Source organism: Nocardia gamkensis NBRC 108242 (assembly GCF_001612985.1).
GTDB lineage: Bacteria > Actinomycetota > Actinomycetes > Mycobacteriales > Mycobacteriaceae > Nocardia > Nocardia gamkensis.
The window spans coordinates 100708-127151 of record NZ_BDBM01000002.1; the positions used below are offsets into that span (position 1 = coordinate 100708).

The 26444-nt window shown below is 66.7% G+C and carries 23 protein-coding genes, 3 tRNA genes and 1 pseudogene; 18 read left to right on the top strand and 9 right to left on the bottom strand.

The window, feature by feature from the left end:
* The first annotated feature begins 20 nt into the window (after positions 1 to 20).
* Positions 21 to 1238, top strand: a complete 1218-nt coding sequence (locus NG1_RS00675) for a DUF3566 domain-containing protein (RefSeq protein ID WP_062966898.1) — start codon at positions 21 to 23, stop codon at positions 1236 to 1238.
* A gap of 153 nt (positions 1239 to 1391) precedes the next feature.
* Positions 1392 to 1468 (top strand) — tRNA-Ile (locus tag NG1_RS00680).
* A gap of 403 nt (positions 1469 to 1871) precedes the next feature.
* On the opposite strand, the gene NG1_RS36260 is transcribed toward NG1_RS00680, so the two are convergent.
* Positions 1872 to 2048, bottom strand: coding sequence for a hypothetical protein (locus NG1_RS36260; RefSeq protein WP_157113786.1), 177 nt, complete (start codon positions 2046 to 2048; stop codon positions 1872 to 1874).
* Here NG1_RS36260 and NG1_RS38925 point away from each other — a divergent pair.
* A pseudogene (locus tag NG1_RS38925) lies at positions 2049 to 2564 on the top strand (ABC transporter ATP-binding protein); the annotation flags it as partial.
* 585 nt (positions 2565 to 3149) lie between these two features.
* On the opposite strand, the gene NG1_RS00690 reads toward NG1_RS38925, so the two are convergent.
* The 3 genes from NG1_RS00690 to NG1_RS00700 form a co-directional block, all read right to left on the bottom strand.
* A complete protein-coding gene (locus tag NG1_RS00690; RefSeq protein WP_062966902.1) occupies positions 3150 to 3692 on the bottom strand; it encodes a TerD family protein in 543 nt (180 codons plus the stop codon).
* Between the two features lie 805 nt (positions 3693 to 4497).
* Positions 4498 to 5790: an ArsB/NhaD family transporter gene (locus NG1_RS00695; protein ID WP_062966904.1), complete on the bottom strand. Its 1293-nt coding sequence runs from the start codon at positions 5788 to 5790 to the stop codon at positions 4498 to 4500.
* Positions 5791 to 5854: 64 nt separating this feature from the next.
* A complete protein-coding gene (locus NG1_RS00700; protein WP_062966907.1) occupies positions 5855 to 6298 on the bottom strand; it encodes a CBS domain-containing protein in 444 nt (147 codons plus the stop codon).
* A gap of 431 nt (positions 6299 to 6729) precedes the next feature.
* Here NG1_RS00700 and NG1_RS00705 point away from each other — a divergent pair, with 431 nt between their 5' ends.
* Positions 6730 to 7419, top strand: a complete 690-nt coding sequence (locus tag NG1_RS00705) for an ABC transporter ATP-binding protein (protein ID WP_245659737.1) — start codon at positions 6730 to 6732, stop codon at positions 7417 to 7419.
* Positions 7416 to 9044, top strand: a complete 1629-nt coding sequence (locus NG1_RS00710) for an efflux permease Rv1217c-related protein (RefSeq protein ID WP_062966909.1) — start codon at positions 7416 to 7418, stop codon at positions 9042 to 9044. The genes NG1_RS00705 and NG1_RS00710 overlap by 4 nt, the downstream gene beginning before the upstream one ends.
* A 415-nt stretch (positions 9045 to 9459) precedes the next feature.
* Here the strand turns inward: NG1_RS00710 and NG1_RS00715 are convergent.
* Positions 9460 to 9532: transfer RNA gene (locus NG1_RS00715), tRNA-Ala, on the bottom strand.
* 204 nt (positions 9533 to 9736) lie between these two features.
* Between NG1_RS00715 and NG1_RS00720 the strand changes: the two genes are divergently transcribed.
* On the top strand, positions 9737 to 11938 hold the full coding sequence (locus NG1_RS00720) for an MMPL family transporter (protein WP_062966911.1): 2202 nt from the start codon (positions 9737 to 9739) through the stop codon (positions 11936 to 11938).
* A 22-nt stretch (positions 11939 to 11960) separates the two neighbouring features.
* Here NG1_RS00720 and NG1_RS00725 read toward each other — a convergent pair whose 3' ends face one another.
* Entirely contained in the window at positions 11961 to 12596 is a 636-nt protein-coding gene (locus NG1_RS00725; RefSeq protein ID WP_062966913.1) for a TetR/AcrR family transcriptional regulator, read from the bottom strand.
* 133 nt (positions 12597 to 12729) lie between these two features.
* Between NG1_RS00725 and NG1_RS00730 the strand changes: the two genes are divergently transcribed.
* From NG1_RS00730 to NG1_RS00755, 6 genes are all read left to right on the top strand, one after another.
* Positions 12730 to 13863, top strand: coding sequence for a VOC family protein (locus NG1_RS00730; protein WP_157113806.1), 1134 nt, complete (start codon positions 12730 to 12732; stop codon positions 13861 to 13863).
* Complete coding sequence (locus NG1_RS00735; RefSeq protein ID WP_062966917.1) at positions 13860 to 14795, top strand: fumarylacetoacetate hydrolase family protein; 936 nt, start codon at positions 13860 to 13862, stop codon at positions 14793 to 14795. The genes NG1_RS00730 and NG1_RS00735 overlap by 4 nt, the downstream gene beginning before the upstream one ends.
* Entirely contained in the window at positions 14792 to 15010 is a 219-nt protein-coding gene (locus NG1_RS00740) for a hypothetical protein (RefSeq protein ID WP_062966919.1), read from the top strand. Before NG1_RS00735 ends, NG1_RS00740 begins: the two co-directional genes overlap by 4 nt.
* Positions 15007 to 15363 carry a DoxX family protein gene (locus tag NG1_RS00745; protein ID WP_062966921.1) on the top strand — a complete coding sequence of 119 codons (357 nt, stop codon included), beginning with the start codon at positions 15007 to 15009 and terminating at the stop codon, positions 15361 to 15363. Before NG1_RS00740 ends, NG1_RS00745 begins: the two co-directional genes overlap by 4 nt.
* Complete coding sequence (mhpA, locus tag NG1_RS00750) at positions 15360 to 16937, top strand: bifunctional 3-(3-hydroxy-phenyl)propionate/3-hydroxycinnamic acid hydroxylase MhpA (protein WP_062966923.1); 1578 nt, start codon at positions 15360 to 15362, stop codon at positions 16935 to 16937. The genes NG1_RS00745 and mhpA overlap by 4 nt, the downstream gene beginning before the upstream one ends.
* A 110-nt stretch (positions 16938 to 17047) precedes the next feature.
* Positions 17048 to 17120: transfer RNA gene (locus tag NG1_RS00755), tRNA-Ala, on the top strand.
* Between the two features lie 12 nt (positions 17121 to 17132).
* On the opposite strand, the gene NG1_RS00760 is transcribed toward NG1_RS00755, so the two are convergent.
* Together NG1_RS00760 and NG1_RS00765 are read right to left on the bottom strand one after the other, a co-directional pair.
* Positions 17133 to 18023, bottom strand: coding sequence for a hypothetical protein (locus NG1_RS00760; protein ID WP_157113787.1), 891 nt, complete (start codon positions 18021 to 18023; stop codon positions 17133 to 17135).
* 30 nt (positions 18024 to 18053) lie between these two features.
* On the bottom strand, positions 18054 to 18566 hold the full coding sequence (locus tag NG1_RS00765) for a type VII secretion system-associated protein (RefSeq protein WP_168434147.1): 513 nt from the start codon (positions 18564 to 18566) through the stop codon (positions 18054 to 18056).
* Between the two features lie 253 nt (positions 18567 to 18819).
* On the opposite strand from NG1_RS00765, the gene NG1_RS00770 reads away from it, so the two are divergent.
* From NG1_RS00770 to NG1_RS37985, 3 genes are all read left to right on the top strand, one after another.
* The gene (locus tag NG1_RS00770; protein WP_157113789.1) at positions 18820 to 19665 is read left to right on the top strand and encodes a ParA family protein; all 846 of its coding nucleotides are present in this window, start codon (positions 18820 to 18822) and stop codon (positions 19663 to 19665) included.
* Complete coding sequence (locus tag NG1_RS00775; RefSeq protein ID WP_062966930.1) at positions 19665 to 20456, top strand: hypothetical protein; 792 nt, start codon at positions 19665 to 19667, stop codon at positions 20454 to 20456. Before NG1_RS00770 ends, NG1_RS00775 begins: the two co-directional genes overlap by 1 nt.
* Positions 20457 to 21145: 689 nt before the next feature.
* On the top strand, positions 21146 to 21634 hold the full coding sequence (locus NG1_RS37985) for a C40 family peptidase (protein WP_245659746.1): 489 nt from the start codon (positions 21146 to 21148) through the stop codon (positions 21632 to 21634).
* Between the two features lie 79 nt (positions 21635 to 21713).
* On the opposite strand, the gene NG1_RS00785 is transcribed toward NG1_RS37985, so the two are convergent.
* Positions 21714 to 22418, bottom strand: coding sequence for a YoaK family protein (locus NG1_RS00785; protein ID WP_245659738.1), 705 nt, complete (start codon positions 22416 to 22418; stop codon positions 21714 to 21716).
* A 207-nt stretch (positions 22419 to 22625) separates the two neighbouring features.
* Between NG1_RS00785 and NG1_RS00790 the strand changes: the two genes are divergently transcribed.
* From NG1_RS00790 to NG1_RS00805, 3 genes are all read left to right on the top strand, one after another.
* Entirely contained in the window at positions 22626 to 23552 is a 927-nt protein-coding gene (locus tag NG1_RS00790) for an acyl-CoA dehydrogenase family protein (RefSeq protein ID WP_062966932.1), read from the top strand.
* 821 nt (positions 23553 to 24373) lie between these two features.
* Positions 24374 to 25375, top strand: a complete 1002-nt coding sequence (locus tag NG1_RS00800; RefSeq protein ID WP_062966936.1) for an ATP-binding cassette domain-containing protein — start codon at positions 24374 to 24376, stop codon at positions 25373 to 25375.
* Positions 25372 to 26220, top strand: coding sequence for an ABC transporter permease (locus NG1_RS00805; RefSeq protein WP_051175735.1), 849 nt, complete (start codon positions 25372 to 25374; stop codon positions 26218 to 26220). Before NG1_RS00800 ends, NG1_RS00805 begins: the two co-directional genes overlap by 4 nt.
* Positions 26221 to 26444: the final 224 nt, after the last annotated feature.

The window sequence follows — 26444 nt, forward strand, 5'->3', positions numbered from 1 at the left end:
AACGGACCCAAGGATTCCCATTGACCACTCCGAATCAGCCGAATGACGAGCGGCACCAGACGAACGGTGTGACCGAGCGGATCGCACCGTCACCGATCCCGCCGCGGCCGATCCCACGGCCGGTCGCCTCGGCCGAGAACGGTCAGCCCGGCGGCGGCCAGCAGAGCGGCCAGCCGGTCGGTCACCCCGGTGGTGGCCAGGCCGGCGGTCACCCCGGTGGCGCGCAGCCGGGTGGTCACCCGGGCCAGCCGAACGGGCCGCAGTCCGGCGGGCACCCGGGTGGGCAGCCGGGCAACCAGCCCGGCGGCAACCAGCCGAACGCTCAGCAGCGCGAGATCCGCGAGCAGCAGGGTGATTTCGCGCCGCAGCAGGGCGCGCCGGACCAGGCGCCCGGCGGCGACGGCCAGGACCGGTTCGACCAGAAGACGACGCGGATCAACAACCAAGCCCCGCAGTCCGCGCCCGAGAGCGAGGACAAGCAACCGGTCGGCGCCGCGGGCAACGGCGGACAACAGTCGCCGTACCAGGACGGGTGGGCGCAGCTGCCGCAGCGGGAGCCGCAGTCCAACCTGTACCGTCCCGGCCAGGCGCCGGTCACCGGACGCCCGAACTCCGGCGGTGGGGGTCTCGGCGGCGGCACGTCCAACGCGCGCACCACCGCCGACCTGGCGGCCAAGGCGGCGCGCAAGGAAGCGGCCATGGTGAAGTCGGTCGGCATCGACGGGCCCACCCGCAGCATCGCGCGCCCGGAACTGATCAAGGACATGCCCGACCTGTCCGAGATCCGGCACCCGCTGCCGCCGAACGAAGCAGGAGTTCCGCAGGGCGGGCCGGTTTCGCCCGCGGTTCCGGTCGCGGTCGCCGCGGTCGCCTCCGGGGAGCCGCTGCGGGCCACGGTGCAGATCCGGCGCATCGATCCCTGGTCGACGCTGAAGATCTCGCTCGTCATCAGCGTGGCGATGTTCTTCGTGTGGATGCTCGCGGTCGGCCTGCTCTACATCGTGCTCGAGGGCATGGGCGTGTGGGAGCGGCTGAACAACACGTTCACCGACATGGTGTCGCAGGACAGCGGCTCGGTGGGACTGATCGACGCGGGCACCGTGTTCGGTTACGCGGGCGTGATCGGCCTGATCAACGTCGTGTTGTTCACCGCGCTCGGCACCGTCGGCACCTTCATCTACAACCAGTGCTGCGATCTCGTCGGCGGTATCCAGGTCACCCTGGCCGACCCTGACTAGCAAGGCCGGCATCACGGACGGCCGGTACCCGCCACCATTGGTCGGGTGCCGGCCGTTTTCGTTGAGCACAGGGCGTCTACCAGCCGTTTTGGTTCATCGGAGAACTGTTGTGTAGTCTCTACACGTTGTTGTTCACGCGAACAACACCACTACGGGCCTATAGCTCAGGCGGTTAGAGCGCTTCGCTGATAACGAAGAGGTCGGAGGTTCAAGTCCTCCTAGGCCCACCATGTGATTTGGCTATAACACCAGCTAAAATGCTGTTTCTTAAAGTCTCCCTGTCCTTTTTGTCCTGATTTTCTGGTGACATTGTCACCAGAAAATCGGCGACCACAGGTGGCTTTCCTACCTGCCCTTCACCCCGATGGGGTCGGAGGTGCGGGTCCTCCGGCCCCCGGTCTACGGCAGCGGAGGAGCTTCATGCCCCACTCCGGCACGTCGACCGGGACACCTTTGCGCGGTCGCACACATCGCGTCACGTGGGCACTGGCGGGATGCATTCGGCTGATCAGCAGCCTGCCAAAGCGCTGAATGTGGCGTAGCGGAGCCAAGAGCCGGCCTACTCCACTGTCGGCCGTATCGCGTCTGTTGTCGCGGCGAACCGGATCATCGAGGGTGGTCCGGCGGCGGAGGTCAGGGCCTGGGGTGTTCGGCGGTGTACTGCTCGCGCCAGCGCTCGATGAGCGGCGCGAGTTCGTTGGTCATGTAGGTGTAGAAGTCCTGCATCTCGTGCAGACGCTGCGCAGTGGCGCTGTCCGCCTCAGCGGCGTCGATGCCTTCTTGGGCGTCCTCGCGCATGGTGGCCAGCACATGGTGAACGTTATCGAGCTGCGAGGGCTCACCAAGACCTACGGTTCGCGGCGGGGGTTGGTAAATCTGTCTCTCGAGGTCCGCCAAGGCGAGGTCTTCGGGTTTCTCGGCCCGAACGGGGCCGGGAAGTCGACGACCATCCGACTGTTGCTCGACCTGATCCGGCCCACAGCAGGTAGTGCTCGCGTGCTGGGTCTGGACCCTCGACGGGACGCGGTGCGGCTACACGCCGAAATCGGATACCTCGCAGGTGATTTCGTTGTTCCAGGACGGCAACGGGTAGGTGCGATGTTGCGGTTCCTTGCGGCGCTGCGCGGCGGGGCGTCACCGCAGCGGATCGAGGCGCTGTGCGAGCGTCTGGAATTGGATCAGGAAGCACAGGTGAGCAGCCTGTCCAAAGGTAACCGGCAAAAGCTCGGGCTGGTCCAGGCGTTCATGCACACCCCTCGGCTGCTGATCCTGGACGAGCCGACATCCGGTCTGGATCCGCTGGGTCAGCAGATCTTTCTGGAGATGGTCGCCGAGGCCGCAGGCAACGGGCAGACGGTGTTCATGTCCAGCCACATCATGAGCGAGGTGGAGGCGGTCGCCGACCGAGTCGGCATCATTCGCGACGGTCGACTGGTCACCTTGAACACCGTGTCCGGGCTGCGGGCCAACGCAGTGCGCGATGTGGAGGTCACCTTCGCGGAGCCGGTGACCGCCGCCGAGTTCGCCGCCCTGCCCGCTGTCCGCGACGTCCAAGTGGACGGCGCCACCCTGCGTTGCCAGGTCACCGGAAGCCCGGAAGCACTGCTGCGGAGGATCGTTACCCACCGCGTGACTGGACTACTGGTCACCGAACCCGCTCTCGAGGACCTGTTCCACGGCTATCGGGTCCGGACTCATTCGCTTCAACCATCGCGACCTGACCAACTGACCCCACGCGAGGGCGCCACCGCATCGTTGGCGCCCTCGCCGCGTTCCGGTGGCCACTCGGGAACGGACCCAAGCTCTGTCGGCAGGCGGTTCGACGGGCTTCGCCGGGAAGTATCGAGATGTCGGTGTGGGATCGAAGCGGATTCGAGGAAAGCAAGCAGGCCGCTCCGTCCGGGCTGTCCATCATGTCAAGAACCGGGTGATCTGCGCGATCGCCTCGATGGGATGTTGTGCACGGATGGCCTCGCCGATCGGCTGGAAGCGCCATGTTGCCCCTGCCCGCGAGACCTTGCCCATCACCAAGCCGGTATGTGATGCGTCTGCGCTCAGGTCGTGGCGGGCGATCTCGGTGCCGGAGACGGTGTCGACCACGCGGCAGAACGCGTTTTCGATCTGGCCGAAGGTTTGGCCGGTGTAGGAGGTGACGAGGAGGACAAGGGTGGTGATTTGGGCGGGAATGCGGGTCAGATCGATGGTGATGACCTCGTTGTCTCCTTTGCCTTCACCCGTGGTGCTGTCCCCGAGGTGTCGCACCGAGCCGTCTCGCGAGCTGAGCTGCTGGTGGTAGACGACGTCTGTGATGTGGTCGTCGGTGAACAGCAATGCCGAGACGTTCAGATCGATGTCTCTGGCGTTGAAGCCGAACCGGCTCCGCCGCACGGGATCCCATCCCAGCGCCACGCGCAGGTGCTCGAGCCTCGTCCGGTGTGGGTCAGTCGCTGTCATCGATTGCTTCCTTCGGGGGTATAAATCGGACGAGCGCCGAGCGGAGTCATCGGAACTGCACGGGAAGCCGAAAGCCTTTGGCGTCGACGGGTTCGCAAAGGCGGCAAGCACGTGGCGCCCTGTCGGATCAGCAGCGCGGGCCGCGGTCAGCTCCTGCAATCCGAGTGTGCTCGGCGATCGCCATGCGGCTCGGGATCTTGCAGGGTGGTGCTCCGATGAGCGTCGGCGAACTGAAAATCTCCGGCGCAACGATCTGCGACGTCCGCCGTGAGGTCTGGACACGGTGCGCTCCTGATCGTCGGACGGGCCCGATCTCAGGTTGAGGATCGGGTTGCCGACCAGACTTCCCGGCGCACCACTTGTAAAGATGCCGTAAACGGGCGGCCGGGGCAAATGGTGTCGGTTCGGCGTTGTGCGACGTCGGCGCAGATGCTTCCGGTATCGGAGTCGTGCGCTCGGCTGCTGGAGGCGACGGGAGGATGTCGCCCACCGGGCCGATCCAACGGCGTGCCTACGTTCGCTGCCGACCCACAATCCGAGTTCGCCCGAGAAGCGTCGTCGCCGAGACGGGGCAGTGGTTCAGTCGTTCGAGCGGTTGGCGTGGCGAATCAGCAGGGCGACGATGAGGAACGCTGCGATCAGACCGAACGCGAGAGCCTCGGCCATGGCTACTCCTGACACCGTGGGGATTGGTGCACAGCACCGTGTGCTCAGCCTGCCACGCGACCCGCGCCGTGGACAATCACCGGGATCGGCGGAGATTCTCGACATACGGGCGTGCTTCGGTCGACAGCTGGAGCTTTCTTCAGGCGAGAACGAAGTACCGCAACCACAAGTACGGTGCGGCGACCGCGATGGTGATGGCTGTGACGATGATGCCCTTGCGGGTGAATTCCCAGAACGAGATCGGGGCGTCGGCGCGGCGGGCGATGCCGAGCATGACGACGTTGGCACTGGCGCCGACCGCGGTGAGGTTGCCGCCGAAGTCGGCACCCAGGGCAAGCGACCACCACAGCGCACCTGAATCGATCGCGGGGTGATCGATGCCCGCGGCCAGGTCGGCCACCAGCGGGCTCATCGTCGCCACGTACGGGATGTTGTCGATGACACCCGACAGCAACGCCGACACCACGAGGGTCAACATCACTGCGATCAGCGCATCGCCGCCGGTGGCCTCGGTGGCCAGCTTCGCCAGCTGTTCGATGACCCCGGTCTCGACCAGCGCACCGACCATGACGAACAGGCCCGCGAAGAACAGCAGCGTCTCCCATTCCACCGCGGACAAGTAGTCCTGTTGCGGCAGACCGGAAACGATCACCAAGACCCCAGCACCCAGCAACGCCACCACCGACGGCTCGATATGAAACGCTGAGTGCCCCACGAAGCCGGTGAACACCACCGCCAGCACCACCCCGCATTTGACCAGCAGGCCCCGATCGCGGATCGCCTCGCGTTCATCCAGGGACATGACATCGGCTGCCCGCGCCGGGTCGACATCGAAGGAACCGCGGAACAGCCGCGGCAGGATGAGGGTGAACACCAGCAACTCGATCGCCACGATCGGTGTCATGTGGACCAGGAAGTCGTTGAACGTCAGACCGGCGCGGCTGCCGATGATGATGTTCGGCGGGTCACCGATCAGCGTGGCGGCGCCGCCGATGTTGGAGGCCAGCACCTCGGCGATCAGAAACGGTGTCGGGTTGATGTCGAGGCGGTCGCACACCAGCAGCGTCACCGGCGCGATCAGCAGAATCGTGGTGACATTGTCGAGGAACGCCGAGGCGACCGCAGTGATCAGCACCAGCAGGATCATCACCCGCAACGGAGATCCTTTGGCGCGTTTGGCCGCCCAGATGGCGGTGTATTCGAACACTCCGGTCTGGCGTAGCACCCCGACGATGATCATCATGCCCAGCAGCAGGAAGATGACATCCCAGTCGATGCCGGTCTCACGGGAGTAGAACGCGACCTCCGAGCTCACCACGCCGAGTCCCAGAACGACGGCGGCGCCGCCGAGCGCGGCGGCGGTCTTGTGCACACGTTCGGTCGCGATGAGCAGGTAGGCCGCGACGAATACGACGACCGCGACTACCGTCACCTCGGAGTCCCCACCGCGGCCGGGACGCTCAGCGCGGCGTCGAGGCTCGAGAGCCTCGAACCGTTCAGTGGTGCAGCGCTGCCGCGAGCAGACGCGAGGCGGTGATGACGCCGATCAACTGTTGTCCGCTCATCACCGCGATCAGTGGGCACCGGAATCGAGCCATCACCGCGGCCACTTCGACGATGGTGTCGTCGGCCTTGGCGGCCGGCACTGCGCTCAACCGCTCCGGTACGACGTCGCGCACCTTCTTGCCGCTCAGTTTGTCCGCGATCTTGTCGGCCATCGATTCGTCCAGGACACCTGCCAGCGAGGGATCGTCCTGCACGTACTTGGGCACGATGAACCGCACTACCTGGGAAGCGGGCAGGACTGCCTGAGGGCGTCCGTCGGGGCCGGTGACCACGAGGCCGGGCAACCGATGCTCGGCAAGCAACTTCGCCGCGTCCAGCGCATCGGTGTCCATCCCGACCACCGGATATTCCTCCACCATCTGCTCCGCGCGCACATGTGCAGGATACGGCGCTGCGCGAGCCCGGTGAGGCAGAAAGCCACGGTGTGAACGGATACGCGAACAGCACACGAACTCCTCGTCGATCACGAACACGATCCGGGTCCCCGGACCGCGCTGCCGACCAGACTTCCCGGCGCACCGCCTGTAAACATGCCGCAAAAATCGACTCCATAGCAAGTCGGGCGACCCGATGGCATTGCCGAATACGTCCGCACCCGGCCGAGCGCTGTCGCCGGGCTTGAACCGAGTGGTGCGCGGGGCGAAACCCTCTTCCGATGACAAGGCAACGGTGGGCGACCCGTGCAGCACTCCGCAGCGCGGTCAACTCCTATCACTCCAGACCGCAGGACGGTCCATCGAATGCCCACCGCGACGGCCGCGGCGGCGTATCTTTCTTCTCAGGTGCGCCGGGAAGTCTGGTCGGCATGTCGTATCCGCCGACTCTGGAAGGGCTTGCTCTCGCCTACGTGCCCGCCGACGTGGCCTTGTGGCCGTCGCTGACCGGTGCCGAGACACTCGAGCTGCTCGCCCGGGTAGGCCAGGGCACCGACCTGCCGTATCGCGCCGAGCTGATCGACCGCTTCGCCCTCGACGTGAACAAACCCGCCAAGACCTACTCGACCGGCAACCGGCAGAAGGTCGCTCTGATCGCGGCGTTCGCATCTCGAGCGCCTTTACTGGTCCTCGACGAGCCGACCAGCGGGCTGGACCCATTGATGGAACGCCGGTTCCGGCACTGCGTCGCGGAGGCCAGGGAACACGGGCAAACAGTGTTTCTGAGTTCGCACATGCTCGGGGAGGTCGAGGCGTTGTGCGATCGGGTCGCCATCCTGCGCTCCGGACGGCTCGTAGAGGTCACGACGCTGGCCGAGCTGCGCCGGCTGCACCGCACCATCGTGGAAATCGCCTACCGGGGCGAGGCCCCCGAGTTGAGCGATGTAGACGGTGTCGAGGCTGTCGAAGCGCTCGACCGGGGACGAATGCGTTTCACGCTGTCCGGCACCGCGGCACCGGCGCTGCGCGCGCTCGCCGCGGCACAGGTGACGGCGCTGTCCTCACGCGAGCCCACCCTCGAGGAGATCTTCCTCGACTACTACGGGCAGGCACGGCGATGACCGCTACTACAGCAGCCGGACCGGAGCCGGTGAACCTCTCCGTGCCGGTGAAGGCGGCGGCCCGGCTCACCCGGCGCCAAGTGCGGCGCGGGGCGGCGATCGTCGCGCTCATCGCCAGCGGCCTGTCGGCGCTCGTCGCGGCCCAATACCGCACCACCTTCGCCGACAGCGTCGACGCCGATTCCCTGCGCGCGTTGGCCGAGAACCCCGCCGTGCGCATCCTGTTCGGCGCTCCACTCGCCCTCGACGATCCCGGCGGGTTCACCGTCTGGCGCACCGGCACCCCTGTCCTCGTACTGTGCGGGGTGTGGGCGTTGCTGGCCGCCACCCGGCTCACCCGCGGGGAGGAGGACGCCGGGCACTGGGAGCTGCTGCTGGGCGGCAGGCTGCGGACGGTGGACCTGCTCGCCCGCTGCGCCGGCACGTTGTGGCTGGCCGCTACCGTGATCGCTTTCGGGGTCGGGGCGGGACTGGTGGTGACCGGCACTGATCCCGCCGGAGCGGTCCTGCACGCGGTATCGGTGTTCGGCACGACCGCGGCGTTCGCCGGCGTGGGATTGCTTACCGCGCAATTGTTGCCGTCCCGGGCAGCGGCTACAGGGCTCGCCTCGGCCGTGCTCGGAGTGTGCCTGCTGCTGCGGATGCTCTCCGACGGTGTCGCCGCGCTCTCCTGGACCGCGTGGCTGACCCCGTTCGGCCTCGCCGCCCGTAGCGCTCCGTATGCGGACAATAGGGTCGGACCGTTGCTCGTCCTGCTGGTGTTCGCCACCGTGCCCGCCGTTCGCGCGCTCGTCACCGTCGCCGGACGCGACCTCGGCGGCGCCGTGATCACCCTGTCCGACACCAGGGCAGCCCGGACTCGCCTGCTCGGATCGGTGGCCGGATTCGCGGTGCGGCGTGCTCTAGCGCCCACCATCGGGTGGGCGGTAGGAATCGCCGCCTACTTCCTGCTGATCGGTGCGTTGATCTCCTCGATCCTCGAATTCTTCGAGACGAACCCGCGTTTCGCCGAACTCGCGGCGGCGGCCGGTTTCGGGGGTCTCGGCTCGGCTTCCGGGTTCGCCGCGACGCTGTTCGCTCTGCTCGCCATCCCCTCCGATCTCTATACCGCCATCCGGATCGCCGCCGTGGCCACCGATGAGAAGGCCCGCCGCTGGACAGCCCTGCACGCTCTGCCGTTGCCGCGGTCCCACTCGGCAGGAATCGAAATCGCCGTCACCACCTGGGGGCTCGGCATTCTGCTGTCCACCGCCGCAGTCGCGATGTGGGCTGGTGCGATGCTCACCGGTGCGCCGCTTGGACTGAGTGAAGCCCTGGCCGGTGCTGCCAACGTCGCCCCGGTGGCCCTGCTCGCACTCGGTGCCGCGGTCCTTGCATTGGGTTGGTACCCCGATGCCGTCGGTGAGATCGGGGCATTGCCCGTCGCCGGAGGATTCCTCCTCGACGTCGTAGCCCAGAGCACCGGCGCACCGGCCTGGGTCCGCGGCATCTCCCCGTTCGCCTACCTTGCCGCCGTACCCGACGCCGCACCCGACTGGGCCGCAAGCGCCGCGCTCACCACCATCGCCGCCGCCATGGCAGCGATCGGGCTGTACGGCTACGCCCGCCGCGACCTGAGAGGCTGACCACTACAATCGGCATTTCCCTCGGCCCAGATACTGCTCGGCCCTCACGACGCCTCCCTTCGTCGAAGTAGGTGCATCTACCACCGGCGAAACAGCACCACACCAGCCGGGGCGGTCATCACAGCCCTCGCCGGCATGTCCACGGCGAGCAACAGAGCGACGGCCCGCCTGAATGTTCGGTCGGACCGGTGAAGTCGCGATCCGGCAGATGCCGAGAAGCTGACCGGAACCGAACTGTTTCACTCTTTCGATCGCCGAATCGGGCTCGTGAGCTGCGGCGAGTTGCGGCGCACCTACTCGGGCCACGACCACTCAACGCGATCACGGCCGGGAAGCCCGCTGCGCGGGGATTGCATTCACAAACACGTGGAACGACAAAGGCTCATGCTCTTTGTGAGCATGAGCCTTCGAGGAGTGGAGCCTAGGGGAATCGAACCCCTAACCCCTGCCTTGCAAAGGCAGTGCTCTGCCAATTGAGCTAAGGCCCCGCAGCTGTCACAGCTTGCGCGTACAGACGCCTCGAAACGGTACCTTCTCCCCGCTGAGATGGTCAAAACGGTAGGTTGTGGCGCCGAGGCGAACGTCGATTGCGGCGATGTCGCTGTCCGGCCAGGTATGGACATTTAGGGTTGGTCGCAGCGTCATGATCCGGTTCTTCGATGTGTTGTCGGTTGCTCGATGAGAGGACCCGCATGTCTCGGTATCTGTTCGCCCTCGGCCGCACGGTCGCTCGGTTGCGCTGGTGGGTGCTGGCGGTGTGGCTGGTGCTGCTCGCCTGCGCGATCGGGTTCGCCGCGGTGAGCGGCGGCAAAACCACGGACAACTTCACCATTCCGAACACCGAGTCGCAGGACGCTGTTTCGCTGCTGAAGCAGCGGATGCCGGCCTACAGTGGCGCGCAGATGCAGGTGGTGTTCGCCACCCCGGGCTTGGCCGAGGTCACCGACTCGCAGGCGAGCGCGCAGATCCAGCAGGTCATGGCAGGGTTGCGCGGGCTGTCGCAGGTGGCCACCGTGGTCGACCCGTTCGAGGCGAAGACGATCTCACCCGATCAGCGTGTTGCCTTGGGCAGCGTCCAGTTCTCGGAGCCGGTGGGGGAGGTGACCGAGGAGACATTGGATGAGGTCGACCACCTCGCCGCGCCCGCCCGCGAGGCGGGGCTCGAGGTGGAGTTCTCCGGAGCGGTGTACCCGGGCTTCACCGCCGAGGTGCCCGAGACACCCGAGATCCTCGGCATCGCCGCGGCCTTCGTCGTCCTGCTGATCACGTTCGGGGCGGTGGTCGCCGCGGGGCTGCCGATCGTCACGGCATTGGTCGGCGTCGCGATCGGTCTGACCGGAATCCTCGGTGTGGCCGCGTTCGTCGACGTGCCCGCGGCGGCGACTTCCCTGGCATTGATGCTGGGATTGTCCTGCGGAATCGACTACGCGCTGTTCATCCTGTCTCGGCATCGGCACAACATCGTGCTGGGTCTGGCCGCGGAGGAGTCGATACCCCTGGCCGTCGGCACGGCGGGCAGTTCGGTCGTGTTCGCCGCGGTGACGGTGATCATCGCGTTGTGCGGGCTGGCGGTCGCCGGGATCCCGTTCCTCACGGTCATGGGGTTGACGGCGGCGGGCGCCGTGCTGGTGGCGATGCTGGTGGCCCTGACACTGCTGCCCGCGCTGCTCGGGTTCGCAGGCGATACGGTCGCGCGCTTCGTCTCGCCGCCGCTGCATCCCGGACGCGCCGAAGAGGTGGCGCGGATCGCGGCGTACGAACCGGAGCGCACGATGGGGCACAGCTGGGGCCGGTTCGTCACGCGCTATCGGCTGCCTTTGCTCGTGCTCGGTATCGCGGCGCTGATCGTCTTGGCGATCCCGGTCACCCGGATCCATCTCGGGTTGCCGAGCGGGGAGTCGCAGCCGGAATCGAGCACAGCGCACAAGGCTTATGACCTGGTCAGCCGTTCGTTCGGTCCGGGTTTCAATGGACCGCTGCTGATGGTGACCGATCTGTCCAGGGCCACCACCCCGGACGCCGCCCAGACGCTGACGGACAGGTTGCGCGCCGAACCCGATGTCGCCGCGGTTCAGCCCGCGGGCAGTGGCGACGGCTTGGTGCTCATCCAGGTCGTGCCGACCACCGGGCCGGACGACGAGGCGACCGCGCAGTTGGTCACCCGGCTGCGCGACAACCGCGACCGGATCGAGGCGAACACGGGCGCCACCTTCCTGATCGGCGGAACGACCGCCGCGAACATCGACACCTCCAACCGGCTGGCCGAGGCGCTGCCGATCTTCCTCCTGGTCGTCGTCGGCTTGGCGCTGGTGCTGCTGACGATCGCCTTCCGCACCGTGCTGGTGCCGTTGTCCTCGATCGTCGGTTTCATCCTGTCGGTCTTCGCGGCACTGGGCGTCCAGGTCGCGGTGTTCCAGTGGGGATGGGGAGCGGAACTCTTCGGTGTGACGAAGGCGCAGACGCTGAGTTTTCTGCCGATCATCATCCTGGCGATCATCTTCGGGCTCTCCAGCGACTACCAGATCTTCGTCGTCTCCCGGATCAAAGAGGAATACAGCCGCACGGAGGACGCGACCGGGTCGGTGCAGAACGGTGTGGCGCAGTCGGCCCGGGTGGTGAGCGCGGCGGCGCTGATCATGTTCTCCGTCTTCGTGGCGTTCACCTGGGTCGACAACCCGGTGGTCAAGCCGCTGGCCCTCACGCTGGCGATCGGCGTGCTCCTCGACGCCTTCGTCGTGCGGCTGACGTTGGTGCCCGCGGTCATGGCCCTGATCGGCGAGCGCATGTGGTACCACCCGCGCTGGTTCGGACGTTACGTCCCCGATCTCGACATCGAGGGCACCGAACTGGACAAGGAGTTCACCGCGAGCGCCGTCCGGGGCGACAGCGGGTGACGCCTGCCGGTGCTCCCGCGGCCTAGTCGAGGGACGGCAGCGGACGCGAGCAGATCTCGTGCGCCTCGTCGGCGGGGATACCGAACATGCGCAGCAGGTCCTCGGTGACCTGATCGGTGGCGGCCGCGTCGTCGCGCTCGGGGTGATCGTGCAGCAGTTGGCCGAGGCACAGCGCGGCCCCGGCCACGATAGTCATGGCCAACTCCGCGTCAGGCGCCTGAAACCGGCCGGTGCCGGCCGCGGCTTCGATATCGCGCCGAGCGCGGGGTGCGAGTCCTTTGTCCGAGGTGGTGAGCGCGAGGCCGCTGTTGAGCAGCACCTTGCTCAGGGTCGGCAGTCTGCGGTGCATACGGCCGGTCAGCCGGAAGCTCTGCGCGAAGACTTCGGCGGGGTCGTCCATGCCCTCGGTCAAGTGGTCGAGTACCGCGCCGTGCTGCTCGAGCGCTTCCTCCACCGCGGCCTGGAACAGGTCCTCCCGGCTCTGGAAGTGGTTGTAGAACGACCCCATGCCGACATCCGCGGCCTGGGTGATCTCCAGGATCGGCGCGTTCGGCTTCCCGGTCGCGATGAACGACTGGGCCGCCGTCACGAGGGCGGCTCGGGTACGGGCCTTGCGACGCTCCAGGCGGTTGGGTTCCACCTCGGTCCGATCGGTCATGCCCGCTCCTCTCCCTGTCGGCGCCCGACCATGGTAGCGCTGCGGTTCAATGATGACGAATTCCTCAGCAATGCCTTGACTGAAAATCGCGTCGTATGTGACGATATCGTCAGACAAGGAAAGGGAGTGGTCGCTGATGGACCGTCACGATCCACACACCGAATTGCACAGCGAGTACGGCGCGGTAGCGGGCGAACATCCGGGGCGGGCGCGCGAACCGATCGTGAAAGTGCACGATCTGGCGTGGCTCGAATTCGAGAAGCCGGACTTGGAGCGCGCCGAGGTCTTCGCGCACGCGTTCGGTTTCGCCACCTCGTTCCGCGCAGGGGACGAGCTGTACTTACGGGGCGCGGATCCGCAGGCGCCGTGCGTGCTGATCCGCCGAGGCGTGCGCTCGCGGTTCGTCGGCCCGGCCTTTCGTGCGGCGGACACCGCCGACCTGCTCCGGTTGGCCGAGGCCACAGGCGCCACGGTGGTGTCCCTGCCCGAGACTCTGGGCGGGTCGACTGTCGAGCTGACCGACCCGAGCGGATTGCGGGTGCGGGTGGTCGCCGACACCGATAAGCTTCCCGCTCTGCCCGCCCAGCAGCCGCTCACGCTGAACTTCGGGCAGGAAGTGGCGCGGGTCAATCGGACGCAGCGGCCGCCCCGGGTGCCCGCGCGGGTTCAGCGGCTGGGGCATGTGGTGGTGCAGACCACCAGGTATCTCGAAACGCTCGATTGGTACCTGGGGCACTTGGGGCTGATTGTCAGTGACTTCCACTACTACCCGGGACAACGCGAGCGCGGCCCGGTGATGAGCTTCATTCGCTGTGATCGCGGCCGGACGCCCACCGACCATCACACGCTGGCACTGGTGCTCGGCCCGTCGAACCGGTACGCGCACTCCGCTTACCAAGTCGCCGATCTGGATGCCATGGCCGCGGGCGGGGAGTACCTGCGTGAGCACGGTTACTACCGATCGTGGGGGATCGGCAGGCATATCCAGGGCAGCCAGATCTTCGACTACTGGCGCGACCCGGACGGATTCCTCGTCGAGCATTTCAGTGACGGCGACATGTTCGACTGCACGGTGGAACCCGGCTGGGCGCCGTTCACCGCGTCCGGGCTCGCGCAGTGGGGGCCGCCTGCCAGCAAAGACTTCCTCGGCCTCAAACCGAGCCGGGAAACCCTCCGCGAGCTGCGCACGATGGTCGACACGCTGCGCGAGGACAACGAATTCGATTTCCGTCGCCTGCGCGGCCTGTTGAAAGTAGCCGGTTCATGAGCATTTCCGTTCTCCGCACCGCCGACGCCTGGTGGGTGGTCACACCCGCGGGCGCGGCCGAGGTCGACACCACGGCGACCACCACCGGGCAACTGCTGGCGGATCGGCAGGCGATCCGCGCGGCGTCCACGAGCAGCGAGGTCGTGCCGGTCGAGAGCCTGGCACCGGTCTCGCCGGTGACCGCGCCGTGCCGGGTGGTGGCGCAGATGACGAACTTCGCCTCGCATGTCCGGGATTCCGGTGGTGATCCGGCGACGGTGCCGCTGACGTTCTTCCGCAAGGCCTCGGGGTCGATCAGCGGCCCGCACGACGACGTCATCCGGCCCGCGCATGTGCGCCTGCTGGATTACGAGGTGGAGATCGGGCTGGTGTTCGGTCGCGACATGCCGGTCGGATCGGAGATCACGAGCGACAACCTGGCCGGCTACATCGCCGGTCTCGTGGTCACCAACGACATCTCCGCCCGCGACGTCCAGTTGCCGAAAACCCAGTTCTACGAGGCGAAATCGTATCCGACGTTCACCCCCGTGGGACCTGTGCTCGTGCTGCTGGAAGACGACGAGCTGAAGCGGTTCACCGATCTGCGGCTGCGGTTGTGGGTCAACGGCGGGCTGCGCCAAGACATGACCGTCGCCGACATGATCTACCGGCCGTTGCAGACCCTGCGGGCATTGACCGGTTTCCAGCGCATGGACGCAGGCGACCTGCTGCTCACCGGAACCCCCATCGGCACGGCGATCAGCGCCCCGCCCAAACCGGTCGAGATCATCGGCTCGCTGCTCCCGCCCGCGGTCAAGTGGAAGATGTTCTTCAAGAACCAGGCCAAGAACCCGAAGTATCTGCACGACGGCGACGTCGTCGAGGCCGCTATAGCCACCGACGACGGCGCGATCGACCTCGGCCGCCAGCGCACCACGGTGAGGTACCGGTGACCGAGGACCTGCGGTGCCCGCAGCGCGCCGACACAACCCGCCGGGATCTTCTCGGCGCCCTCGACGAGCCGGCCGGCGGGCGAAGTATCGCGGTCACGGTCGACGACGGCGCGAAAGTCGCCACTGTCGAGCTGGACCACATCGGCGACGAAAGCATTGTCGCGGTGATTCCGGATCGGTACGCGCTCGCGTGGAAGCCCGGGGTGCTCCGATGAGCGTCGCATCGGTCCTGCTCGCCGCGGTGCTGGCGGTGTTCTTCTCGGCGATCGGTGTGGCGAAGATACTGGCGGTGCCGTCGATGCGGGAACGGGCCACACACACCGGATACTCCGTCGCCGCCTACCGGGGCATCGGCTTCGCGGAGATCGCGGGCGCCCTCGGGCTCCTGCTCGGCATCGGCTGGTGGCAGCTCGGCCTCGCGGCGGGGATCGGCCTGGTGCTGTTGCTGGTCGGGGCCGCCGTCGTCCACGTGCGCATCGGCGACGGCGTCCGCGAGTTCGCCCCGGCGATCGTGGGTTGCCTCGTCGCCGTCGTGTATCTCGTGACGCTGCTGGGAGCCGCCCGGTGAACGTTCCGGTCGTGATCGTCGGCGCCGGACCCGCCGGGCTCACCGCGGCCCTACTGCTCGCCCGATACGGTGTCGAGTCGCTGGTCTTGGAACGGTGGGAGGGCATCTATCCGCAACCGCGCGCGGTGCACTTGGACGGTGAAATCCGCAGGCTCCTGGGAAGGTTGGGCGTCGGGGACGAATTCGACGCGATCTCCCGGCCTGCGCTCGGCCTGCGCCTGCTCGACCGGGATCTCCGGGTGCTGGCCGAATTCCACCGCGATCCGGCCGGCGGCCGCAACGGGTACCCGGACGCGAACATGTTCGACCAACCGGAGCTGGAGGCGATTCTGCGTGCCGCGGCGCAGCGCCATAGGGGAGTGACGGTTCGGGGTGATGCCGAAGTCACCGCGGTGACCCAGGTGCTCCGCGGCGCCCGGGTCGACTTCACCGACCGGACCACCGGCGCGGCGGAGTCGGTCCATGCGCGGTACGTCCTGGGCTGCGACGGGGCGAACAGCCTGGTTCGCGCGTCGATCGGCGCCGAGATGCGTGAGCTGAACTTCGAGCAACGGTGGCTCGTCATCGACGTGGCCACCACGGCCGACCTCGGGGCGTGGGAAGGCGTGCATCAGGTCTGCGATCCCTACCGCGCCGCGACCTACATGCGCATCGGAACGACACGGTATCGATGGGAGTTCCGCCTCCGTCCCGGTGAGGCAGCGGCCCACTACGAGGACATCGGTCGGGTTCACGAGCTGATCCGCCCCTGGACCGGCGACATTCCGGTGGCGGAAGTCCAGTTGCTCCGGGTAGCCGCGTACACCTTCCGCGCGCAGATCGCCGACCGCTGGCGGGCGGGCCGGGTCTTCCTGCTGGGCGACGCCGCCCATCTCACCCCACCGTTCATCGGCCAGGGCATGGGCGCGGGCCTGCGGGACGCGGCCAACCTCACCTGGAAGCTCGCAGGCGTGCTCGCCGGAGACCTGCCCGAACAGGTGCTGGACTCCTACGAGATCGAACGTAAACCCCACGCGCGAAACATGATTCGGCTGGCGAAGATCACCGGCATGGCGATGACCGAGGGCGGTGAACTGGGCAACATGCTGCGCCGTCTCCTCGCTCCGCGCTTGCGTCGCCTACCCGGATTCCACGCGCTGGTCACCAGCGGCGAGACACCGCCGCTACGCCGGTCCGGGCTGGTCGCGCGGCCGCGCCTGGGTGGCGGCCGGGCGGGCCATCTGGTGCCCAACGCGGTCCTGGAGGACGGTCGTCGCTACGACGACGCAATCGGGGGCCGGTACGCGATCGTCACCGCGGTTCAGCCGACCTCGGCGGACCGCACGCTGGTCAGCGAACGCGGGGGAGTGCTGGTGACGGCAGCCCCGGGGACCGATCTGCGGAGGTGGCTGCGGCGGGCCGGCGCTCGTGCGGTTCTCGTCCGTCCGGACGGCGCCGTGCAGCGCTCCGCCCGGGACCTGCCGGCACTCTGCGCAGCCATGCCTCGATTCGGTTCGCGCGCTCGCGAGGATCGCGCCGACGGCTCGAGCCCTCCTGGGCCCGCTCCCGGCAGCGCAGTAGGGTGGAAACCATGAAACTTCTCCTCACCGCCGGTGTCGCGCTTCTGGTTCTCTTCGGCATCTCCAAGCTGCGCCGGCGCAGCGACGCGGACATGTGGCACGAGGTGACCACCCGCTGAAACCCGGGGGCCTTAGCTCAATTGGCAGAGCACTGCCTTTGCAAGGCAGGGGTTAGGGGTTCGATTCCCCTAGGCTCCACGAACAGGCAGCTCAAAGCTCGTTCCGCACGGTCGGTGGCGGGAGTTGGTCGTCGGACCCCGCGGGGGTGTCGCGAGGGGCTCGATGAACTTCCCACAGGGAGTCGGCTGCATCTCCGACCGAAGAATCCACCTCGACGCCAACACTGGAGACCTCCTCGCGCGAGCGCCATGTCTGGGTCATCACGTCACCTTTCGCGGCATACACGTCACGATCGATGTTCGTCCGGCTGTGCAGGTGTCCGGACATCGATGCCGCCGCGGAACCGCCGGGTCGAGCCGGGCTGCAAGACAGCAGAACCAACGGCCCCGGTCGCGTGTCCAGCGCTTGCGCCAGATGTTTGTTGGCGGCCAGCAACTCCGCGTATGTCGCTCCATCGATCTGCACCGGTTTCGATCCCCAACGCCCCGTCTTGATCGAGACATGGAACGTGCGGGCGTCGGCATGCGCATGGGCGTAGACGGGGTCGGTGTCCGCCCACGGCGCCGGGCGTCGGCGGCCGAAGACCCACTTGGGCTTCTTCGCCGCCGGATCCTCCTTCCAGAAGGCATAGTGCACGTGATCGCTGGACATGAATTTCGCACGCGCCCATCGCTTCTTGCTCCCGACATCGCCCCTTCTCGAAGGAAACGACACGCCTATGACGTTCCCCCGCGAATCGGTCAGTGGAACGGTGATGACGTCGTCGGCCTGGAAGCGGACGAACTGTCCGGAACGAAGATCCCCACCGACCATGCGTCGGGCCACGGGTTGTGTGTCCGAATGCCGGAAGGGAAGTGCGCCTTCCGCATCGGCGTGTTCGAGGCGCACAGCCGTCCCGCGCAGATGAGCACCGGTGGTTGTAAGGCGCCCTGCCACCGCTCGCGCCGCGTTCTCGACAGCTGTATCCAGACGCCCGACCATCCGGGCGAATACCGGTAACACAGGGCGCGCTCACTGATTTCGGTCGGCGTTCCGCAACACCTCCGCCGCGAGACGGAATGGGGCCGGCCCGCCGGGATTGAGCAGGATATCGATTCCCGAGGGAACCACCGAGGGAAGTTCGCTCCCGAGTACCGGCCACCAGCGGTTGGGCTCCACGTCCACCTTCTGTGCTTCCGCGGTGGCTACGAGCACACACCGAACACCGTCCGGCGCGGTGTCCACGATCGGTTTGTCCTGTTCATCGCACACTATCTCGACCACCGAGTCGCGGATCAGAGCCGGCAGTTCCTCGCCGACCGGATTGCCCGCGGCGATCGAGCGCAGCAGCGCATCCGTGGGGTCGGTCGGTGTCGCTTCGTCACCGGGAAGATATGCCGGATTCGGTTGAAACGGACCGGCTTTGCCGCCCTCGTCCATCATCCAGCCGCCGATGACGGCTTCTGTGGGCGGTTCGGACCAGGGGCTGGCCCGCTTCCACCCGCGATCGAGTAACAACAGCCAGTCGTCACGCCGGATCGTCACCGGTTGCGGCTCCATCACAAACTGCCCTTCTCGACACGGTCCCTCATCGAACCGCGAGAGTCTTCGCGGTAATCATCGGTCCGGCACAGTCCGAGCTAACCTCGAATATTCCCAACATGGGGAAGTTCTGCTGGGTCCGGTGGTGTCGTCGTGACGTGGAAGGCGCGACGACGTAAGGCGGTTGTCCTGCCGGTCCTCGATTCGGCGGCACGATGGATTCGGCGGCCGATCCACCGACGGTTTTTGTGTCCAATTGGACACAGAGCAGTGGCGGCACAGCCGCAACAACAGGGCGCAATCGGACGGAATTCGCCGTTACTGTGCCAGACTGGCCCGGCACAGTAATGCACTCCTCACCCTCGGAGGACCGTCTATGACGAATTCTGTTGCGCCACTCGAATTGCCCGAACCTCTGGTCATCACGCTGGGGAATCTCAAGGGCGGTGTCGGTAAGACGACATCAGCGTTCTTCTTGGCGAGCTACTTCGCTTCGGTTCACGAACGTCGGGTGCTGGTGATCGATGCCGACCCGCTCAGCCAAACCGGGTACTCCTGGTACCGGCGCCTGGTCAAAGGGGGCATCGAGGTGCCGTTCGACCTGGTCGCTTTCCCCTCACGGCACGTCAACGACTGCATCACCGACAACGCCGCCGATTTCGATGTCATCATCGTGGATGCCGGGGGTGAGTCGGCCGAGATCTTCAAGGCCGCGATTCCCGAGAGCGATGAACTGTTGCTGCTGACGAGTGTCAGCCCGTCCGAGGTGAAACGAGTCCCGAGCACCTTCAAAGCGGCCGAGGAAGCAGCGGCCGACAGCAACCGGGAAATACGGGTGCGGGTGCTGATGACAAAAGTGCCGGTGATCATGAAGAAAGGCATGAATGTCTCGACCGAATACCGTGCGCAGCGGGGATATCTGGAGAGCGCGGGCTACGACGTCTTCGGTTCCTATTTGAGCGCGTGGAAATGGTATCGAGAAGCGGCCGACGGGGAGGTCGGGGAGGGCGCGGAGAACCCGATCGAGGATCTCGGCGAATACCGGCAGGTGGGCGACGAGCTGGTGAACGCGTACCGGGCGCTATTGGAGGTGCCGGCCTGATGCCTCCACAACGCAGGAAGGGTTCGATCGGCGGCGCCAATCCGCTGTCCGACACCGCGGAGCACACCCCGCCCGTCTCACCGCTGCGCGATGCCGAATGGCGGCGGCCGAAACCGGCCGTGAGCCCGAATGTCTTGACCATGCCGGTGCCCGACGCGGGTGACGGGCCGCTGAGCGACCGCGAGCGCGCGCAGTTGACGGTGTGCGAGTCATCGATCGACACGCTGCGCATCGCGTTCTGGGCGGCCGGGCGCGCTCTGCAGATCGTGCGCGACGGCCGACTGTACCGGGACAGCCACGAGACGTTCGACGAGTACGTGGAACAGCGGTGGGACATGCAGCGGTCCTACGCCCACAAGCTCATTCGCGCTTGGCCGCTGGCGGCGCGGCTGCATCCGATCGCGCCCGCGATCAACGAGGGGCAGGTGCGTGAACTGCTGCCGGTGGCGGCCGAATACGGCGAAGACGCGGCGGTCACCGTGTACACCACCGTGGCGGCGGCCGTCGACGTGAAGGTCACCGCGGGAAAGCTCCGGCAAGCGGTGGCGCTCCTGCCCGAACGCTATGACGAAGACGTGGTGATCGAGCGTCTTCAGGCGTGGCTGCGCGGTGAACTGGAGGGCAGCGAGAACGACCGTGCGGCCGACATCTTCACCGCCATGGAATCCCGGCTCGCCGCGCTGACCAAGCGCGTCGTCAGAGGGTCCAACGACGACCCGCGCGCGGCCCGCGAGTTCGCGGCGAGGCTCCGGACGATCGCCAGACAGATCGAGGAACAGATCACCGCGTGACCCACGAATGGACGATGCGCCCCGCAGCGGAACCGCTTCCGTGCGGGGCGCAGTGTCTCCAGGTGAATACATTTCGGTGTCGTGGAATTCATATCGCGGGACAACGCGTCGAAACGAGTTATTATTTCGTTACGAAATCAAAGGCGCGTTGTGCTTTACAAGGTGCGATATATGCCGAAAGGTGAACGCTCGGATCGGATCCGCTGGACTGACGAATCACCGTGATGGTTTTCGAATCAATTCGAAGTCTTTGGTGACGTCCCACGCGCCGGGAACCACGGCGTCGTACGGCCCACCGAAGGCAAGCGATATGAGCATCGGAGGACCGCATCATGGCATCATCGACCGACGTCCGATATATCCGCTACCTGCGGCGTGCCGTCTTCTGGGCACTCACCGCGGGAGCGGCCGCCCTGCTGGGCATGTTGTTCAACGCCGCGGAGGCATCGGCTCAGCCGCTGACCATCCCGGGCGTAGGAACATTCGAGGTTTCCGACGAAATACCGTTTCCCGACGCACCGGAAAAGCTGTTCCGGAACAACGCTATCCTTCCGGTCACGGAAGCTCCTGTAACGGCTGGAACCCCGGAAATCGAGGCCGCCGCCGCTACTGCCGTCTCGCACATCGAAATCGCACCGGCCACGCTCGGCCCGGCGGTCGAGTCCCCGGTCTCGGTCGTCGTCCCGGCGATCGAACTGCCGGTGCCGACGATCATTCCGGCGATCGAGATTCCGCTCCTCGGCGCACTCCCGGAGATCGAACTCCCGTTCCTCGCCGAGTTCCCGGACATCATGCCGAGGGCACCCACCCCGCCCGCGGCGGTGATACCGCAGAAGAGTGCCGGAGAGATGGCAGTCGACGCGGCACGAACCAAACTCGGCTCCGATTACAGCTATGGCGCGGTGGGCCCCGATTCCTTCGATTGCTCCGGTTTGGTGCAGTGGTCCTACGAGCAGGCCGGCGTGGAGCTGCCGCGCACCAGCTACGACCAGCTCGCCACCGGAACGCCGGTGCCGCTCGACGACCTGCAGCCAGGCGACGTGGTGTCGTTCTACGGCGGAAGTCACTCCGCCCTCTACGCGGGCGACGGCAAAGTCATCCACGCATCGACCTACGGCATCGGGGTGACCACTTCCCCGCTCTCCTCGATGCCGGCGACCGGCGCCCGCCGATTCTGACTTCAGCTGGTCAATCCCCACCGGCAGTTCCCGGTCCGGCAGAGACTGCCGCGACGAGCACCGACAGATGCCCGGCGACTCAGTCCGTGAGGGGACCGTGCCGGTCCAGGTGCAGGTAGGTGAATCCGGTGACCAACAGGCACACCACGGTCGCGGTGATCAGCATGGCCCAGCCCGCCACCAGCAGACTCAGCAGTCCGCCGAGCAGCGCGCCGAGCACGAAACCGGTGTAGAGCAGGAAGTATCCGAGCCAGTCGGCGTAGTCGCCGCCGCTGAGATGACGTTCGATACCCTGCCCCATCTTGACCAGTGTCCCGGTGACGTAACTGAGCGGCACCGATACCTCACCGTTCTGCACGAACGATGTGTTGAGCGCCCCGACGCCGAAAGCGACGAGCATGATCGGCAGCAGCCCGATCGGCTCGATTCCCCTCCGATACTCCAGAATATCGATGACGGATGCGAGCGCCAGGCACACGGTGGTGAGCAGAGTGGCTCCATGCGGGTGCCCCGACCAGTAACGCCGGCGGCACCACGAGGCCACGACCACACCGGCGAGAAATGACAGCAGCAACCCGGTGGCCGCCAACGCCATGTCCGGCTCGTCGTGGAAGTACCCGAGGACAGCCCGTTCGGTGTTGCCCGTCATGAACGTGACGAAATAACCGGCCGTATGCATGAATGCCGCGGCGCCGATCAGCCCGGCGAGTGCGGCCAGTACCCAGGACAGTCTGGCCTCGGAGTCGAATAGTGCTCTTCTCCGACTTTCCTCCAGTTCCGGCACAGGTCGAACTCCTTCCGGTACGACGCGACACCCCAGTGAAGCAGGCGGTTCATCGGATTGGCCGACGCAGCGCCGAGAGACTGCCCCGGCGGCGGCGAGGAGTCCCCGCGCGGTCGCCCTGCGCAACCGGCATCGAGCGTCCGGACGCGGCGGCGGGGTCGGGCTCGGTACGGCCCGGGGGAATCGCTGCTCGGTTACCGTGCTGAGGTGGATACTCTGTTCGACTTCCTGCTGACCGAGCCGGTGGCGACCGCGCCGCTGGACGATGTCGCCGCCGCGTGGACGCGACATCGCGTGGCCGCGAATCGATTCGACCAGCCGGTGGAGATCGCGATCGCGGGTGGCTTCGGCGCCGACCGGCTCGGGTTCGCCTTCCTGTCCGGCTATCAGGAGGCGTTGCGGACGCTGATTCCGGACCTGTCGGACGACGAGCTGGTCGCGATGTGCGCGACCGAGGAGGGCGGCGGCCACCCCGCGGCGATCCGCACCACGCTCACCGAACGGGACGGGGCCTGGCTGGTCGACGGTACGAAGTCGTTCGCGACCATGGGCTCGTTCGCGCGACAGTTGGTGGTGATCGCCAGTGTCGGCGCGGCGCCAGACGGACGGAATCGGCTGCGCGCCTGCATGGTCGAGGCGGGCGAAGCCGGCGTGTGTCTGGCCGATCGTCCGGCGCTCCCGTTCGCGCCCGAGGTTCCGCACGCTTCGGTCGTGCTGACCGGCGCGCCCGCGCTGGTGCTGCCCGGCGACGGATATCTGGACTACCTCAAGCCGTTCCGGACGATCGAGGACATTCACGTGCTGGCTGCCACGTTGGGCTGGCTGGTACGGGTGGCCCGGGCGTCGGATTGGCCGCGGGCGAGTCGGCAACAGTTGCTGACCGCGGTTGCCGCCGTGCGCGGCCTGGACATCGCCGCGCCGAGTTCCGCGGGCGTGCACATCGCTCTCGGCGGCGTCTTCGAGTTGTTCGGTTCGCTGCTTGCCGAACTCGAGCCGTTGTGGCAGTCCGCGGACCCGGTGACTCGACAGCGGTGGGAGCGCGACCGGCCGCTGCTGGCCACCGCAGGACGGGTGCGTGGGCAACGGCTCACCGCCGCGTGGCGGGCGATAGAACCGGACGACCAGTCGGAATAGCGCTCGACCTCGCCTGAAATGGGGAGCGGGCCTCGGCGAAGGGGGGGAGTTAGCCGAGGCCCGCGTAGGGTCGGCCCGGGGGGGAGGGGCCGACGTGAACGATGCTACTCGATGATGTGCGATTGTGTGTGCGGGGGGACGGCCGCGTTCCAAGTTTTTTCGGGTTGGCTCACCTTCCGGACGACCTCTGACGGCCCTTGCCGCGCGACCGGCCGACCCCCTCGCTCCGGACTGTTGTCCTATAGTTTGCCAAAAGCCTTGGCGAGCAACCTATTCCGAGTCATTTCGTGGTGGTGACCTGCTACGGCGCCGAGCGGCACAGAACATGCCGACCAGTCGCCGCGCCACGAAATCGATGGAAATTCCGGCGTGTCGACAACGCCGGGTGTGGCGCCGCGCGGCGTGCATGACGCCCGAACTTGTCGTACCCCGATGCGAACATGTGTTCGTGTTCACCGAATCGATGGTTCCCGCCGAGCGCACCCGCTCGTCGCGATGGTTAGCGCTCGAACGTCCCTCGTTCGAGTACGGGTCTTCCTCGATTCGGGTAGTCCGCTACGCGCGCTCCGATGACGGGGCACACGGGACCATCGAACCGGTCGCATTCCGATCCGGTAACCCCGAGCACCGACTGGATCGGAATGCGGCCTTCTTCCGTGTCCGGGTAGTTCGCGGGGCCGCCCACCCGGAACAAATCGGATGAAATTGTCGGCGGGCGGGACAATACTGACTCGGGTATCGGCCGGTCACCCGATCCAGCGAGTCGTTGGGCGCCTGGCGTCGCACTGCATCACATCGAACTCATCAACCCCAGGAGAATCATGCCCGACGCAATAGTCGCCGAGGGTCTGGTCAAACGATACGGCCAACTGGTGGCCCTCGACGGCCTCGACCTGAGCGTCCCGGAAGGGACCGTCACCGCACTGCTCGGACCCAACGGCGCAGGTAAGACCACCACCGTCCGGGTGTTCACCACCCTGCTGGTGCCGGATGCCGGACGCGCCACGGTCGCGGGAATCGATGTGCTGCGCGAGCCGCAGGCGCTGCGTTCCCGCATCGGGGCGTCGGGCCAATACGCCGCGGTCGACGAATACCTCACCGGTTTCGAGAATTTGGAAATGGTGGGACGTCTTTATCACATGGGCGTACAGCGAAGTAAGGAACGAGCGCGCGAATTGCTCGAACGATTCCGGCTCACCGACGCCGCGGACCGGCCGGTCAAGGGCTACTCCGGCGGTATGCGCCGTCGTCTCGACCTGGCGGGCGCGCTGGTCGCGAATCCACCCGTCCTGTTTCTGGACGAGCCGACCACCGGGCTGGATCCCCGCGCCCGTCTGGATCTTTGGGACGTCATCGAGGAATTGGTCGCGGGCGGGACCACGTTGCTGCTCACCACGCAGTACATGGAAGAGGCGGATCGGCTCGCCGATTCGATCGCGGTGATCGACCACGGCAAGGTGATCGCGAAGGGCACCGCGGACGAACTCAAGACCATGGTCGGCGGCGACCGGATCGAGCTGACCGTCGACCGCGTCGACAATCTCGCGACGGCCGAGACCGCGCTGAAAAGCCTGGCCGACGGCGAGATCCACCTCGAACCGGGGTTGCGCAGGATCACCGTCCCGGTCGCCGACGGATCGCAGGCCCTGGTGGAGGCGGTCGGGCGGCTGGCCGAGCACAACGTACAGATCCACGATGTCGGTCTGCGCCGTCCGTCCCTGGACGACGTCTTCCTCACCCTCACCGGCCACGAAGCGGAGACGAGCGCCGGCGGCGACGCGGCGAACGACAAGCTGGAAGCTACGGAAGGAACGATCCGATGACCGCGACGGCCCCGGCCCTGACACGGCCCTCGCTGGGCGAGCGACTGTCCATCGTGGTCAGCGACAGCGTGACGATCGCGAAACGCAATGTCATCAAGATCAAGCGGGTACCCGACGTCCTGATCTTCTCCACACTCTCGCCGATCATGTTCGTGCTGCTGTTCGCCTACGTCTTCGGCGCGGCCATCGATGTGCCCGGTCTGTCCGGCGGGTACCGCGAGTTCCTCATCGCGGGCATCTTCGCGCAGACCGTGGTGTTCGGCGCGACCTTCACCGGTGCCGGACTGGCCGAGGACATGCAGAAGGGCATCATCGACCGATTCCGCTCGCTGCCGATGGCTTCGTCGGCGGTGCTGGTCGGCCGCACGATCAGCGATGTGGTGATCAACGTGGTCAGCCTGACGGTGATGTCGCTGACCGGTCTGGTCGTCGGCTGGCGGATTCGCGGTTCGTTCCTGGACGCGGTGCTGGCCTACATCCTGCTGCTGCTGTTCGCCTACGCGGTGTCCTGGATCATGGCCGTAGTGGGCCTGTTGGTGCGGGCGCCGGAGGTGTTCAACAACGCCAGCTTCATGGTGATCTTCCCGCTCACGTTCATCGCCAACACGTTCGTCCCCAGCGACAAGTTGCCCACCGCCCTGCGGGTGATCGCGGAATGGAACCCGGTATCCGCGCTGACCCAGGCGACGCGCGACCTGTTCGGCAACACCAGCCCGCTCGCGCCGACGTCGGACTCCTGGCCGCTGCGGCACCCGGTGATCACCTCCCTGGTGTGGGTGGTGGTGATCATGGTGGTGTTCGTGCCGCTGGCTCTGCGTCAGTACAAGAAGACGGTCAGTCGCTGACCGGCGATTCCCGAATCAGCGATCGTGTTCCGCGCCGGCTTCCGCCAAGGGTGCCGGCGCGGAGCCGTTACGGGAGTACCCGATGCGCGGGGGAGCGGGGGCGGGCTCCGGCTGCTGTGGCCGCCGGCTACGGACCAGATAGGCCACGCCGCCCGCCAGCGCGACTGCCGCCGCGAGGAGGAGCCGGTTACGTGAACGCGAAGAGACATGCAAGCGCCCCGAGG

Bases quoted from the DNA above. Each gene is read 5' to 3' on its own strand.
- NG1_RS00745 (WP_062966921.1), top strand. From the start codon at position 15,007: ATGAGCGTCGCATCGGTCCTGCTCGCCGCGGTGCTGGCGGTGTTCTTC.
- NG1_RS00690 (WP_062966902.1), bottom strand. From the start codon at position 3,692: ATGACAGCGACTGACCCACACCGGACGAGGCTCGAGCACCTGCGCGTG.
- NG1_RS00760 (WP_157113787.1), bottom strand. From the start codon at position 18,023: ATGGTCGGGCGTCTGGATACAGCTGTCGAGAACGCGGCGCGAGCGGTG.
- NG1_RS00775 (WP_062966930.1), top strand. From the start codon at position 19,665: ATGCCTCCACAACGCAGGAAGGGTTCGATCGGCGGCGCCAATCCGCTG.
- NG1_RS00705 (WP_245659737.1), top strand. From the start codon at position 6,730: ATGTCGTATCCGCCGACTCTGGAAGGGCTTGCTCTCGCCTACGTGCCC.
- NG1_RS00805 (WP_051175735.1), top strand. From the start codon at position 25,372: ATGACCGCGACGGCCCCGGCCCTGACACGGCCCTCGCTGGGCGAGCGA.
- NG1_RS00725 (WP_062966913.1), bottom strand. From the start codon at position 12,596: ATGACCGATCGGACCGAGGTGGAACCCAACCGCCTGGAGCGTCGCAAG.
- NG1_RS00720 (WP_062966911.1), top strand. From the start codon at position 9,737: ATGTCTCGGTATCTGTTCGCCCTCGGCCGCACGGTCGCTCGGTTGCGC.
- NG1_RS00800 (WP_062966936.1), top strand. From the start codon at position 24,374: ATGCCCGACGCAATAGTCGCCGAGGGTCTGGTCAAACGATACGGCCAA.
- NG1_RS00735 (WP_062966917.1), top strand. From the start codon at position 13,860: ATGAGCATTTCCGTTCTCCGCACCGCCGACGCCTGGTGGGTGGTCACA.
- NG1_RS00710 (WP_062966909.1), top strand. From the start codon at position 7,416: ATGACCGCTACTACAGCAGCCGGACCGGAGCCGGTGAACCTCTCCGTG.